This window comes from Pseudomonas sp. Irchel s3f10 (genome assembly GCF_900187515.1).
GTDB classification, from domain to species: domain Bacteria; phylum Pseudomonadota; class Gammaproteobacteria; order Pseudomonadales; family Pseudomonadaceae; genus Aquipseudomonas; species Aquipseudomonas tensinigenes.
Genome location: NZ_FYDZ01000004.1, coordinates 323,201 through 335,722 on the forward strand (window position 1 = coordinate 323,201; position 12,522 = coordinate 335,722).

At 60.2% G+C, this 12,522-nt stretch carries 11 protein-coding genes; 3 read left to right on the forward strand and 8 right to left on the reverse strand.

Annotated elements, in window-relative coordinates; all coding sequences use genetic code 11:
- Positions 1–127: 127 nt before the first annotated feature.
- From CKW17_RS12870 to inhA, 3 genes are all read right to left on the reverse strand, one after another.
- Positions 128–1,693, reverse strand: a complete 1,566-nt coding sequence (locus CKW17_RS12870) for a PAS domain-containing methyl-accepting chemotaxis protein (RefSeq protein ID WP_064389791.1) — start codon at positions 1,691–1,693, stop codon at positions 128–130.
- A 102-nt stretch (positions 1,694–1,795) separates the two neighbouring features.
- Positions 1,796–2,587, reverse strand: coding sequence for a CPBP family intramembrane glutamic endopeptidase (locus CKW17_RS12875; RefSeq protein WP_095120089.1), 792 nt, complete (start codon positions 2,585–2,587; stop codon positions 1,796–1,798).
- A gap of 234 nt (positions 2,588–2,821) precedes the next feature.
- Complete coding sequence (gene inhA, locus CKW17_RS12880; RefSeq protein ID WP_095120090.1) at positions 2,822–3,508, reverse strand: isonitrile hydratase; 687 nt, start codon at positions 3,506–3,508, stop codon at positions 2,822–2,824.
- Between the two features lie 89 nt (positions 3,509–3,597).
- On the opposite strand from inhA, the gene CKW17_RS12885 reads away from it, so the two are divergent.
- Positions 3,598–4,581 (forward strand): GlxA family transcriptional regulator, encoded by a 984-nt coding sequence (locus CKW17_RS12885; RefSeq protein ID WP_095120091.1) that lies wholly within the window; start codon positions 3,598–3,600, stop codon positions 4,579–4,581.
- Between the two features lie 75 nt (positions 4,582–4,656).
- Positions 4,657–5,289: a hypothetical protein gene (locus CKW17_RS12890; protein WP_095120092.1), complete on the forward strand. Its 633-nt coding sequence runs from the start codon at positions 4,657–4,659 to the stop codon at positions 5,287–5,289.
- Here the strand turns inward: CKW17_RS12890 and CKW17_RS12895 are convergent.
- The 4 genes from CKW17_RS12895 to CKW17_RS12910 all read right to left on the reverse strand — a co-directional run bounded on the left by CKW17_RS12895 (position 5,261) and on the right by CKW17_RS12910 (position 9,764).
- The gene (locus CKW17_RS12895; RefSeq protein WP_095120093.1) at positions 5,261–5,650 is read right to left on the reverse strand and encodes a hypothetical protein; all 390 of its coding nucleotides are present in this window, start codon (positions 5,648–5,650) and stop codon (positions 5,261–5,263) included. The two genes, CKW17_RS12890 and CKW17_RS12895, sit on opposite strands and share 29 nt — an antisense overlap.
- Before the next feature lie 360 nt (positions 5,651–6,010).
- Positions 6,011–7,837: a glycoside hydrolase family 15 protein gene (locus CKW17_RS12900; protein ID WP_095120094.1), complete on the reverse strand. Its 1,827-nt coding sequence runs from the start codon at positions 7,835–7,837 to the stop codon at positions 6,011–6,013.
- Positions 7,830–8,630 (reverse strand): 3-oxoacyl-ACP reductase FabG, encoded by an 801-nt coding sequence (fabG, locus tag CKW17_RS12905; RefSeq protein WP_095120095.1) that lies wholly within the window; start codon positions 8,628–8,630, stop codon positions 7,830–7,832. Before fabG ends, CKW17_RS12900 begins: the two co-directional genes overlap by 8 nt.
- Positions 8,631–8,759: 129 nt before the next feature.
- The gene (locus tag CKW17_RS12910) at positions 8,760–9,764 is read right to left on the reverse strand and encodes a Camphene synthase (protein ID WP_095120096.1); all 1,005 of its coding nucleotides are present in this window, start codon (positions 9,762–9,764) and stop codon (positions 8,760–8,762) included.
- Between the two features lie 328 nt (positions 9,765–10,092).
- Here CKW17_RS12910 and CKW17_RS12915 point away from each other — a divergent pair, with 328 nt between their 5' ends.
- Positions 10,093–11,265 (forward strand): MFS transporter, encoded by a 1,173-nt coding sequence (locus CKW17_RS12915; RefSeq protein WP_095120097.1) that lies wholly within the window; start codon positions 10,093–10,095, stop codon positions 11,263–11,265.
- A 111-nt stretch (positions 11,266–11,376) separates the two neighbouring features.
- On the opposite strand, the gene CKW17_RS12920 is transcribed toward CKW17_RS12915, so the two are convergent.
- On the reverse strand, positions 11,377–12,510 hold the full coding sequence (locus CKW17_RS12920) for a cupin-like domain-containing protein (protein WP_095120098.1): 1,134 nt from the start codon (positions 12,508–12,510) through the stop codon (positions 11,377–11,379).
- Positions 12,511–12,522 lie beyond the last annotated feature (12 nt).

Here is a 12,522-nt window from a genome sequence, read left to right on the forward strand (position 1 = left end):
ATCATCGAGGTTCCTGTATGGCCAGCGCTTGTTGCGAAAGCGGCCAGCCCAACAACGTCCATTTCATACAGGCAACAAAAAACCCGGAAGCTCTCGCTCTCCGGGTTTTTTGTTATCGCCAGTTCAATCAGCGGTTAAACCGCTCCACCAACGAGTACTGCGTATTCGCCGTCTTCGTCAGCTCTTCACTCAACAACGCCGAGTTATGCGCTTGCTCGGAAGTCTGATCCGCCAGCTCCGAAATATTGCTGATGTTGCGGCTGATCTCTTCAGCCACCGCACTTTGCTCTTCCGTCGCCGCCGCGATCTGCGTGGTCATGTCGGTGATGTTGGCCACCGCTTCACTGATGCCGACCAACGCCTGATCCGCTTCCAGCACTCGCGCTACACCTTCTTCTGCCTGACGATGCCCGGCTTCCATGGTCTGCACGGCGCTCGAAGCCGTCTGCTGCAACTTGGCGATCAGGGCATGAATCTGCCCGGTCGATTCGCTGGTGCGTTGCGCCAGTTGACGCACTTCGTCAGCTACTACCGCGAAGCCACGGCCCATCTCGCCAGCACGTGCAGCTTCGATGGCGGCGTTGAGCGCGAGCAGGTTGGTCTGGTCAGCGATGCCTTTAATTACGTCAACCACGCCGCCGATTTCGTCGCTGTCCTTGGCCAGTTGGGTCACGGTCAGACCGGTTTCCCCAACAACCACGGACAGACGCTGAATGGCTTCGCGGGTTTCGCCGGCGATGTCACGACCGCGACCGGTCAGGCGATTGGCTTCCTGAGTGGCGTCAGCAGTGCGTTGTACGTGGCTGGCCACTTCCTGAGTAGTGGCGGCCATCTGGTTGACGGCGGTGGCGACCTGTTCGGTTTCCACGCGCTGACGTTCCAGGCCGGTGGAGCTGTTGTGCGCCAGGGCGTCGGACTGTTTGGCCTGATCGGTCAGGTGCTCGGCGGTGTCCTGCAGACGGGTCAGGCAGGTTTTCAGGCGAGCTTCCTGGCTGAGGATCGACATTTCCAGACGCGCCTGGGCGCCACGGCTGTCGGTGTACATCTGCGCGATCAGCGGGTCGGAGGTGGTCTGCTCGGCCAGGCGCAGCAGGCGTTTGAGCCCGCGTTGCTGCCATTGCAGGCCCATCAGGCCCAGCGGCACCGACAAACCGGCGGCGAGGGCGAAGCCCCACTGCGAGTTCAGGGTGGCGCCGATCACGAAGCTCAGTTGGCTGACCAGAATGAACGGCAGCCAGTCTTGCAGCACTGGCAGCCATTTATCGCTGGAAGGGATCGCCGACTTGCCTTGGTTGATGCGTTGGTAGAGCGCTTCGGCGCGGCGGATCTGTTCGGCGGTAGGTTTGATCCGCACCGACTCGTAACCGACCACCTGATTGCCGTCGAACACCGGTGTGACATAGGCGTTAACCCAGTAATGGTCACCGGTCTTGCAGCGATTCTTGACAATGCCCATCCATGGCAAGCCTTGTTTCAATGTGCCCCACATGTGCGAAAACACCGCAGCCGGGACGTCGGGGTGACGCACCAGGTTGTGCGGCGCACGGATCAGTTCTTCACGCGAAAACCCGCTGATCTCGACGAATGCGTCGTTGCAGTAGGTGATCACGCCCTTGGCATCAGTTGTGGAGATCAACCGCTGCTGAGCCGGGAAAGTCCGTTCGCGTTGTGTAATGGGCTGGTTGTTACGCATGGTTTTTCAATCCGCAAGGCTTTGAAAGGTTGTCGGCGGTGACAGCTTTTTATTGAAATTTTTTTTCAATAATCAGCACGGCGTCGCAAAACGGCGCTTGCTTCAGCCGGCGAGCATCGGATAGGTGAACAGGCCGAAGTGCAGCAGGTTCAGGCCGAAATGCGTGGCGATCGCCGCGCCGAGTCCGCCAAAACGGTAGGCCAGACCATAGCCGACGCCCGCCAGCCCTGCCAGCAACACCCAGGTCCAGCCTGCGCCGGCATGTACCAGACCAAACAGCAGCGAGGCCAGCAGCAGGGCGAGGTTTTCACCGTAAGGCAGATGGTTGAAACGCTGGCTGAGGCCGCCCTGTATATAGCCGCGAAACAGCGCTTCTTCGACCAAGGTCACCAGCAGCAGGTTGTTCAGCACCCACAACCATGCCTGATCCGGCCACTTCGGCGCCCAGGCGATCACGCCCAGCAACAGCGCGCCGCCAAGGGCGAGAACCGCGCTCAGCGTCAGGGCGAGGGCGGTGGCGTAGACGCTCAGACGCAATGAACGGCGCCCGACAATCCACGGGCACACCAGCAGCAGCCAGAAACCAATCAGCGGTTTATCAAGATTCAGGTACATCGCGAACGGCACGGCGTTGTCGGTGAAGCGCTGCGGATCGATGGCGCGCCCGTTGGCAAACCCCGGCAACCAGTGCAACGCCAACGCCAAGGCGAGCACGATGAACAGGCCATGGCCGAGAAACCGTGCGACCGGAACCTGTTGCTGGCGCACGGCAAAAACGGCGAACACCAGTAATCCAACGGAGATCAACGCCAGCCAGCCGAGGTGGCCGTAGCTCAGCGCCCATCCGTAACCGAGGCTGAGAAGCGCCAGATAGAGCCATGGCAAAGCCTTCATCGAAAGTCCCTGTGCAGAATGTGTGGAGGGGCTTTCTACACGGGTGGGGGCCTGGGGACAAGTGAAGGTGTGGCGGGAAGTGGGGACGGCAAACAAACCCAAGGCCGCACACAAAACCCATTGTGGGAGCGAGCCTGCTCGCGAAAGCGGTCGGCCAGACAACATTAATGTCGACTGCTCCGCCGTCTTCGCGAGCAGGCTCGCTCCCACAGGGGATTTGTGTAGGGCTTGGATCTAGCTCAAGTTAAGTTTCGCCGCCGCGCGCTCGGTGATTTCCGTGCGCAGCTTCAGCGATGGCGCGGCGCGCAGGCGTGCTTCATCGACAATCGCACCCGGCGCAGTCTCCGGGCTGCCTGCGTTGAACGGCGGCGCCGGAGCATATTCCAATTGCAACTGGATCAGTTGCGCCGCGTCAGCACCCACCAACTCTTCCGCCAGCACCAAGGCAAAATCAATCCCTGCCGTAATCCCGCCGCCGGTAAACAGATTACCGTCACGCACCACCCGATCCTTCACGGCAATCGCCCCCAGCGTCGGCAGCAGATCGTGATACGCCCAATGCGTGGTCGCCCGTTTGCCTTGCAGCAAACCCGCTGCGCCAAGGACCAGCGAACCGGTGCACACCGAGGTCACATACTTCGCTTGAAGAGCCTGGCGTTTGATGAAGTCCAGCGTCTGCTCGTCTTCCATCAACGGCCCGACACCGCCGCCACCGGGAATGCAGATCACATCCAGACACGGGCAGTCCTCGAACGTGATGGTCGGTTTCAGCAACAGACCGGTGCTGGCGGTGACCGGCATCAAATCCTTCCAGATCAGATGTACTTGCACGCCCGGCAGCGAGGCGAGCACGTCATAGGGCCCGGTCAAGTCAAGTTGCTGAACCTGTGGAAACAACAGAAAACCGATCTGCAACGTCATCGTTCTTGCTCCATAAAAAGGGGTGGACGGCTTCACTGTAGACGCGTAGGTTCTGGCGCATACGCCAATAACCCCACGAATTACGCCAAATGCCCAAAGCCATCCATGTACTCGCGTTTGCCAACATGCAGATCCTCGACGTCACCGGCCCCTTGCAGGTGTTCGCCTCGGCCAATGACCTCTGTCGTCAACGCGGTTTGCCCGTGCCCTATGCGCCGTCGGTGATTGCCAGCGAGGGCGGGGCGGTGATGTCCTCGGCGGGGCTGGCGGTATTGGCCGAACCGCTACCGCTGGAGCCCAGCGACACGCTGATCATCGCCGGTGGCTGGGGCATTTATCCTGCCGCCGAAGATGTGGCGTTGGTGGATTGGGTGCGCGAACATGCGGCGAAATGTCGGCGCGTAGCGTCAGTGTGCACCGGGGCATTTTTGCTCGCGGCCAGTGGCTGGCTCGACGGTCGTCGCGTCGTCACCCACTGGACCCGTTGCGAACAATTGGCGCAGCAACATCCGAAACTGCAAGTCGAGGCCAATCCGATTTTCATCACCGACGGCCCGGTATGGACCTCGGCGGGTGTCACCGCTGGCATCGATCTGGCACTGGCGATGGTTGAAGAGGATCTGGGCAGCGACATCGCCCTGGACGTCGCCCGGCACCTCGTGGTGTTTCTGAAACGTCCGGGCGGGCAATCGCAATTCAGCGTGACCTTGTCCTTGCAGAATCAGGGCAATCGTTTTGATGAGTTGCACGCCTGGATCGCCGAGAACCTCACCTGCGACCTCGGCGTCCCGACCCTGGCCGAGCAGGCGGGCATGAGTGAACGCAGTTTCGTCCGCCACTACCGCGCCGACACCGGCCAGACCCCGGCGCGGGCGATCGAATTGATCCGCGTCGAAACCGCCCGGCGCTTGCTCAGTGATACCGGTCTGCCGGTGAAACGGATCGCCGCCAATTGCGGGTTTGGCAGTGAAGAAACCTTGCGCCGCAGTTTCCTGCGGGCGATTGGCGTGACGCCGCAGGCTTATCGGGAGCGGTTTTCGGTCAGTGCTGCACCAGATCCGGTCATGCCTTGAGAGTTTCCAGCGGGGCTTCTTCGGGTTCAGATAAACTGCGCAGCTAATTCTGCCGACCGACTTCAAGGACGATGCATGTCACTCAAACCGTTGCTTGCTCTGCTGGTACTCGTCGGGATGCTGGCCGGTTGCGCCTCCCCGCCCCCGTCACTGCCGGATACCCCGCAACGCCGTGAACTGATGGAGCGCATGTTTGCCAAGTCGACGATCATGCTGTCGTTCAAGGAACTCGAAGCACGAGCTGCCGCCGAGCCGGGCGAACCAAAGCGCCAAGTCAGCGCAGACGAAGCTTTGGCCAAACATAAGCAACAAATGAATGTCGACCTGCCAGCCGCGTACTGGCAGCAGCGGCGCGCCAACCTCGCGCAACTGATCGATGCCAGGGCCAAGGGCGAAGCCGTCGGTCTGGCGGCGTACAAAGAGAAGTACTTCGAGCAGTTGTCCCAGGCTCCGACGCCTATGCTAGCGGCTCTGGCCAATGCACCGCGGATGGACGCGCTGCCAGAGTTTCCATTAGTGCTGCCGAACGATCATCAACTCAGTTACTTCTACCTGATGACCGTCGCGGAAGAGACGTTCTGGGAGATTGAGCAGTTTTACCAGCACATGGCCGATCTGGATGCACAGTACGGCGTGTGCGCGCTGTACCCGGGTTGCTACCGACCGGACTTCCGCACGGCTAAGCCTCGGCTTCCGCCACCTGATTGAAATACTTGCTCCGATCCGGGGTAAACGTCACCCGCATCTTCGTCCGCGAGCAGGTCAGCGAACGCTCTTCACTCAAATCGATATCCAGGTCCTCGCCGCGCAACCCTTGCCACTGCGCCAGATACTTCAACGAGCCATATTTTTCGTTTTTCTTCAGGCTGCGGCTCACGCCACCTTTCCAGCCGAGTACCGGCAGTTCGCCGGCGAGGCATTTTTGCGCGAGGTCGGGGAAGCGGGTGGCGCGCTGGCGGCCGATTTCCCAGCATTTGATCAGGCCTTTGTCCGCGGCTTCCCAGAGTTGGGTGCGAGTCAGGCCGCTGCGAAGGGACGTGTCGATGGTGCGCTGGACGTGCTGAGACATTCTGGTTCCTTGAATTCGGGTTTTATTGGACAGCTCCGCTGTGCCCGTTGCGGTGGATGGTAGGGGCGGATGTAACAGCTGGCAACAGGGTATTTCCGGGTGTGACTGCGAGTTGGGGGGTAGGGATGACAGGGGGGATGTTGAGCCTCTGTAGTCCGCAGGTGTGTCCAACTGTGGTGAGGGGTTTTATCCCCGTTGGCCTGCGCAGCGGCCCCAAAGTCAGAATCCCCGGTACTTCTGGATGAATGAGTTGGATGGTTTGGGGGCTGCTGCGCAGCCGAGCAGGAATAAATACCCTCGCCACAGGGATCCTACAAAGTCATCGTTTTGTAGGGTATTTCCTACAACTACTGGCGAACATTACGGCTGCCACTCACTCTTTTCCCCGCTCAAACGTCGATCCAGAAAACTCGCCGCACTGATCAACGCCAGATGTGTCAGCGCTTGCGGCGTATTGCCCAAGTGTCGACCATGGCTGTCGAATTCCTCTGCATAGAGGCCCAGCGGGTTGGCATAACGCAGCAATTGCTCAAACTCCAGATGAGCTTTTTCCACCTGCCCGGCGCGAGCCAGGCATTCGACGTACCAGAACGAACACGCGGCAAACGCGCCTTCGGTGCCAGCCAGACCATCGATATTGCTGTCGTCATTGCGATAGCGATACACCATGCCGTCGCGCACCAAGGTCTTTTCGATGGCTTTGAGGGTCGACAGCCAGCGTGGATCCTTGGCGCTGACGAAGCGCACCAGTGGCATCAACAGCATCGAACCGTCGAGCGCGGTGCCGCCCTTGTACTGGACGAAATGCCCGCGCTCTTCATCCCAGAAATTGTCCCAGATATCGGCGTAAATCGCCTGTCGGGTCTGGTCCCACTGGGCGAACGGTGCCGGCAGCGAGCGCTTCGACGCCAAACGAATCGCCCGGTCCAGCGCCACCCAGCACATCAGTCGAGAATGCAGAAAGTGGTGCTGTTCACCGCGCATTTCCCAAATGCCGACATCCTTGGTCTGCCAGGTCTCACAGACTTGATCGACCACTTCGCGCACGTGTTTCCAGCCTTCGTGGGAAATCGCGTCGCCATATTTGTTGACCAGATACACCGCGTCCATCAGCTCGCCAAAGATGTCGAGCTGGATCTGCTCGTACGCGCCGTTGCCGATGCGCACCGGTTTTGCGCCGCCGTGACCGGACAGATGATCCAGTTCGGTTTCCGGCAGTTCCTGTTGTCCGTCTATGGCGTAGAGAATATTCAGTTTCATCGGCTGGCCACAGCATTCGCTGACCCGCCCACGCAACCAGCCCATGTAGGCGTTGGCCTCGCCGACAAAGCCCAGGCGCATGAACGCGTACACCGTGAACGAGGCATCGCGGATCCACGTGTAGCGATAATCCCAGTTGCGCTCGCCGCCCGGTGTTTCCGGGAGCCCGAAGGTAGCGGCGGCGAGAATCGCGCCGTGTTTGCGCGAGGTCAGCAGCTTGAGCGCGAGGGCCGAGCGGTTGACCATCTCCCGCCAGCGCCCGCGGTAAATCGACTGACCGATCCAGTCGCGCCAGAACTTCAGCGTGCGTTCCATGCACAAGTGTCCGGCGCCTTCGGCAAATCGTGGATCATCGGTCGCCCCGAGCATGAACGCCGCCGTTTGATCTTGCTTGAGGGTGAATTGCGCCACCGCCGCTTGCGCGTCGATCTGCATCGGCTGGTCCGAAGCCAGGCGCAGTGACGGTTGGCCGGCAGCGCTGAACGTCACGTCTTGTTGATCCATCTGTGCTCGGGTGTCGGCTCGTGCGTAATCGTGGCGCACGGCGCAGCGCATCGTGAAAGTCGCCGAGCCGCTCACTACACGAACCCGCCGCATCAGCAGCGGCAGGGCGTCGTCACTGTCGCCGATAGGCAGCAGATCGGTGACTTCCACCACCGCCCGCTCACTCAGCCAGCGGGTTTGCAGGACGTTGGTATCTGGCAGATAAATCTGCTCGCGGCGCGCGTCTGGCAAGTCCGGCGCCAACTGGAAAATCCCCGCGTCCGGGGTATCCAGCAACGAACAGAAAATCGACGGGCTGTCGAATTCCGGCCAGCAGAAAAAATCGACACTGCCGCGATCATTGACCAGCGCGGCACTGCGCATGTCGCCGATGATGCCGTGGGCGTCGATCGGGCTTTGTCGTTCCAGATGATGCTCAGCCATTGCCGCGAAACTCCGGATAGAGGCTCATGCCGCCGTCGATGAACAGGGTGGTGCCGACGATGTAGTCGGCGGCGTCGGAGGCGAGAAAGACCACGGCGTTGGCGACGTCTTCAGCATCACCGATGCGTCCGTAGGGAATCAGTTCGAGCAGCTTTTCAGCGGCCGCGCCTTCGGTGGCGTCTTGATTGATCGCCGTGCGAATCGCTCCCGGGGCGATGCCGTTGATACGAATGCGTTGGTGGCTGACTTCCTGCGCGAGGGTCTGCATCAGTTGGTCGACGCCGCCCTTGGACGCGGCGTAATTGACGTGCCCGGCCCAGGGAATGCGCTGGTGCACCGAACTCATGTGGATGATCTTGCCGGCCGCGCGGGACACGCCTTCACGAACGCCTTGGCGATTGAAGATCCGCAGTGCGGCGCGGGCGCAGAGGAATTGGCCGGTGAGGTTGACGCCGATCACCGCGTTCCAGTCGTCCAGCGACATATCCACAGCGGGCGCGTCTTTTTGCATACCCGAGTTGGCCACCAGAATATCCAGTGAGCCGAAGGCATCGAGGGTTTCGGCGAACAGCCGTTCAACCTCGTCTTCCTTTGATACGTCGGCGCGGATGGCGATGGCCTGGCCACCGTCGGCGACGATCTGCCGGGCAAGTGCTTCGGCAGGTTCGGCCTGTCGGTTGTAGTTGATGACCACTGCAGCGCCGGCAGCCGCGAGGGCCTTGGCGGCGGCGTGACCGATGCCAGAACTGGCGCCGGTGATCAGGGCTACCTGGCGGGTAAGGGAGATCTGCATGAGTGTCTGGGCCTGAAGCTTTGTCTTCAATAGCTGACTGGCCAGCGCAGGCGAGAGTTCAGTGAAAAGTCTCTACACCCTCCTGGCCCAAATGCGCTGTGAGGCAGTTGAGCGTTTTATAGCGACCATTCAGATGTGGTAGCGCGCACTGTGTTTATGCCATTCCAGGTTACCCGCCACCCAAGTGGTCAAGCCCTTCAAATAGCGTTTGGTCAAAGGTGCGGCATTGTTCAGCAGTTGCTTTTCGAGCGTTGAGTATTCCTGCATGACGGCATCATGAATATCCGCCGCTTTATCGATGGCCTCTTGCAGCGAGCAGTGATGTCTGGCCGCCAGAAGGTAGGGAAGCTTGAAGTCTCCCGTTTCCTTGAGGTGCTCCTTGTACGCGGAATACAAGTCATTGACCAAAGTCGTGGCCAGTGCCGCCAAGGCGCTGATGCGATGAATCTGTGGGTGGGAATACAGGTTGGCGGGTACTTCGTAGCCACCAATAACATCAATCAGAACCTGACAAGGCCAGAAGCTGTTGACCTGTCGGCTGGCCAGATATTCGGCGATAGTGGGTTGGGTACCGTAGATACGCCACGGGGCTTCGGCAGCCATGGTGACAAACATGGCAATGGTGATTTGCCGTACTCGAGCCACTTGTGATGGGGTGGAGAATTGCCCCACGCGTTTCATGTAAGACAGCAAGCCCCTGATTACCGGGTCGCACGTTTGTTGTTGCGAAAGTTCTTCATCGAAAGGCGCAGGCAAATACACCGGATCGATTGCCGTAATGGCGAACGACAGCATTTCGGCCACTTTCTCGGGGCGGCCACCGAGCGATAGGTCGTCACAATAATGGTCATCCACGGCGAACAGTGCCGCGAAACATTGCGCAGCGAGCAGTAACCTGTCCGGATCGTCCGTGTCGGCATGGCACAACATCGCGTAGCGACCGAAGTCACTGGCGCGCAGTTTTTCGTGTTTACCGGCAAAGATACCCACGCTCGGTATCCACGTCATAAGACGCTCGTTGACTTCCTGGCCCAGCGCCTCATCAATGCGTGTCGGGGAAGGACAGAAAAGGCTGCGCACGACAAAGGGCGAAACGGCGCTGCGTGGTTGTGCCGTGAAGGTGGGTCGATTCATGGTCTGCTCCTTTTACACCGCTTGCCTCGGGACACTGGATGCAGTCGTCGGGTCTGAGCAATGTTCTCAACCTGCGAGTTCCTGCCTGGGTAACGTTGGGTATATGAATGCGCTTTGTTGGGGAACGATGCACCTGTCAGGTCTGACAGGTACGCATGATTTGCGACGAACGGTTGCGTTGCCAACAGCAGGCGGCTGAAGCTTCAAGTGTGAAAAAACGGTACTGGCTTCATTTGCATTTCAGGCCTTCACATTCCACCAACAATTGCGCGCTTCCACGCCACCCGACCCTATGGCAACTTGGCGGCCCTTGATGAGGCTGCAGTCCATGGCAAACCCCTACCGCGAATTATTCAACGCCCCCGGCGCACGAAATTTTGTGCTGGCCGGGATGATCGCGCGCATGCCGATCTCCATGACCGGTATCGGTGTGATCACCATGCTTTCGCAGTTGAAGGGTGGCTATGCGTTGGCCGGTGCGGTGGCAGCGATGTTTGCCTTGGCCACGGCGTTTTGCGCGCCGCAGGTGTCGCGTCTGGTTGACCGTTATGGCCAGCGAAAAATTCTCCCGATATCGGCGTTGATCGGCGGCGGGGCACTGTTGATGTTGCTGCTCTGCACCCGCTTGCAGGCACCGACCTGGACGCTGTTCATCTTCGCCGCGCTGGCCGGGTGCATGCCGAGCATGTCGGCAATGGTGCGGGCGCGCTGGACCGAGATCTATCGTGGCCAGCCGCAATTGCAGACCGCGTATGCGTTGGAATCGGTGCTCGACGAAGTCTGTTTCATCGTCGGCCCGCCGTTGTCGGTGGGGTTGTGTGTGGCGGTGTTCCCCGAGGCCGGGCCGTTGGCGGCGTTGTTGGCGCTCGCGATTGGTGTCGCGGCGTTCGTCGCCCAGCGCAGCACCGAGCCGGCGGTGCATCCGCAGGAGTCGCATCATCAGGGTTCGATCATTGCATCGACGGACATTCAACTACTGCTGGCGCTGATGATTGCCATGGGCATCATCGTCGGTGTGATCGATGTGGTCAGCGTCGCGTTTGCCCAGCAGCAAGGGCAGCCGGCGGCGGCGAGCATCGTCTTGTCGGTTTACGCCATCGGCTCGTGCCTGGCCGGTATCGCCTTCGGCGCCATGCGTTCGAAACTGCCGTTGCCGCGGTTGTTTTTGTACGGCGGCGTGGCGACAGCGGTGACGACGTTGCCGCTGTTATTGGCGAGCAATATTTTCGGCTTGTCGGTGGCGGTATTCATCGCCGGGCTGTTTTTTGCGCCGACGCTGATTGTGGCGATGGCGTTGATCGAGCGCATCGTGCCACCAGCCAAACTGACTGAAGGCCTGACCTGGCTGGTGACCGGTTTGAGTATCGGCGTGGCCGTCGGGGCTGCCGGCTCCGGTTGGCTGGTGGACGCTTTCGGTGCGCGCAGCGGTTTCTGGCTGGCGATTGCGGCGGGGGCGGTGGTGCTGGGTTCGGCAATACAGAGTTACCGCCATCTGAAATGAAATTTCCATTGTGGGAGCGAGCCTGCTCGCGAAAGCGGTGTGTCAGACAACATTCAGATTGAATGTGAAATGGCTTTCGCGAGCAGGCTCGCTCCCACAGGATTTGCAGTGTTACCAGCCCCGTCCCGAATTCACCCAGAAATTCACCGACAGTGATGTCGACACCGATTCCACCTGATGGAACCAGCCCTCCGGCAGGAACAGCAGATCCCCAGCCTCCAGCGTTACGCGCAGGAACGTCACGTCCCGAGCGGCGGGGAAGCGCTCGTAGTCCGGCGCATCCGGGTTGAAATCGCAGCCATCCAGACCGCCCTTGGGCGCCGTCGACCAGGTGCCCAAGGCTTCACGATGATGCGGCGCAGCGAGGGTGAATTTCTTCTGCCCCCAGACCTGCGCGAAGAGGTTGTCGGTGTCGTCACGATGCAACGGCGTCAACGTGCCTTTCGGCCCGATCCAGATACGCGGCGGAATGAATAACGAGGCGTCGAAGTAGGCCGGGTATTTGATCTGTTGCATCAACTGCGCCGGCAGGATGTTGTTGCCCATATACGCAGGCGGCTCGCCATCGGCGCCCTTGACCGCCGGTTGGTCCAGCGAGGCGATGAAGTCGGCCATCGACGTGGAGCGAAAATCACGCTCGGTGGAAAAGGTTTTCTTCACATAGTCGCCATGGCGGGTGATGCCTTGCAGCTCGGCGAAATGCACCAGCGATTCTTCACGGCTGAGCTTGAACAGTGGCCAGTCCTGCAGCGCATTGCTGATCACCACGGGAATGCCATTGGGTAGATAGCGGCTTTTGAATTCAGCGACCGACAGATCACTGCGGGAAAGGCGTTCGATGCTGCTTTGGGTCGGCAGGCTGGCGGTGAGTTTTTCACTGAAGCGCGGCGGGGTCGGGTAGCGCTTGTTCATGTCAACTTTTTCCGCCACGGCGCCACCGTGCATCGCATGTTCGATGATCTGCGGCAGCATCGTTGCCAGGCCCATGTTGCCGCCGATTTTCAGGCGCCCGCTGGCGAACAGCTCTTCGACGTTGGCCATGCCGCTCATGATCCCGAGGAAATCGCGCTCGGCGACTTCAATGGTCACGTCCGGGCTGGCGTGGCGTCCGGGCACGGTGCGGCTGCTGGCCTTGACCTCGGACCAGTAGGCCTGCTGCGGACCAAACACGAATTGAAAAACGCCTTCGATGCCGACGGCGCCGGCATTGGCGAACAGTTTGCCCAGGATGCTCTGCAGGTCCACGGTGATCCCTCA

What these genes read in the sequence shown, in the direction of transcription:
- inhA (WP_095120090.1), bottom strand. Translation starts at nt 3,508, where the DNA reads ATGACGTTGCAGATCGGTTTTCTGTTGTTTCCACAGGTTCAGCAACTT.
- CKW17_RS12885 (WP_095120091.1), top strand. Translation starts at nt 3,598, where the DNA reads ATGCCCAAAGCCATCCATGTACTCGCGTTTGCCAACATGCAGATCCTC.
- CKW17_RS12895 (WP_095120093.1), bottom strand. Translation starts at nt 5,650, where the DNA reads ATGTCTCAGCACGTCCAGCGCACCATCGACACGTCCCTTCGCAGCGGC.
- CKW17_RS12915 (WP_095120097.1), top strand. Translation starts at nt 10,093, where the DNA reads ATGGCAAACCCCTACCGCGAATTATTCAACGCCCCCGGCGCACGAAAT.
- CKW17_RS12900 (WP_095120094.1), bottom strand. Translation starts at nt 7,837, where the DNA reads ATGGCTGAGCATCATCTGGAACGACAAAGCCCGATCGACGCCCACGGC.
- CKW17_RS12890 (WP_095120092.1), top strand. Translation starts at nt 4,657, where the DNA reads ATGTCACTCAAACCGTTGCTTGCTCTGCTGGTACTCGTCGGGATGCTG.
- fabG (WP_095120095.1), bottom strand. Translation starts at nt 8,630, where the DNA reads ATGCAGATCTCCCTTACCCGCCAGGTAGCCCTGATCACCGGCGCCAGT.
- CKW17_RS12910 (WP_095120096.1), bottom strand. Translation starts at nt 9,764, where the DNA reads ATGAATCGACCCACCTTCACGGCACAACCACGCAGCGCCGTTTCGCCC.
- CKW17_RS12875 (WP_095120089.1), bottom strand. Translation starts at nt 2,587, where the DNA reads ATGAAGGCTTTGCCATGGCTCTATCTGGCGCTTCTCAGCCTCGGTTAC.
- CKW17_RS12870 (WP_064389791.1), bottom strand. Translation starts at nt 1,693, where the DNA reads ATGCGTAACAACCAGCCCATTACACAACGCGAACGGACTTTCCCGGCT.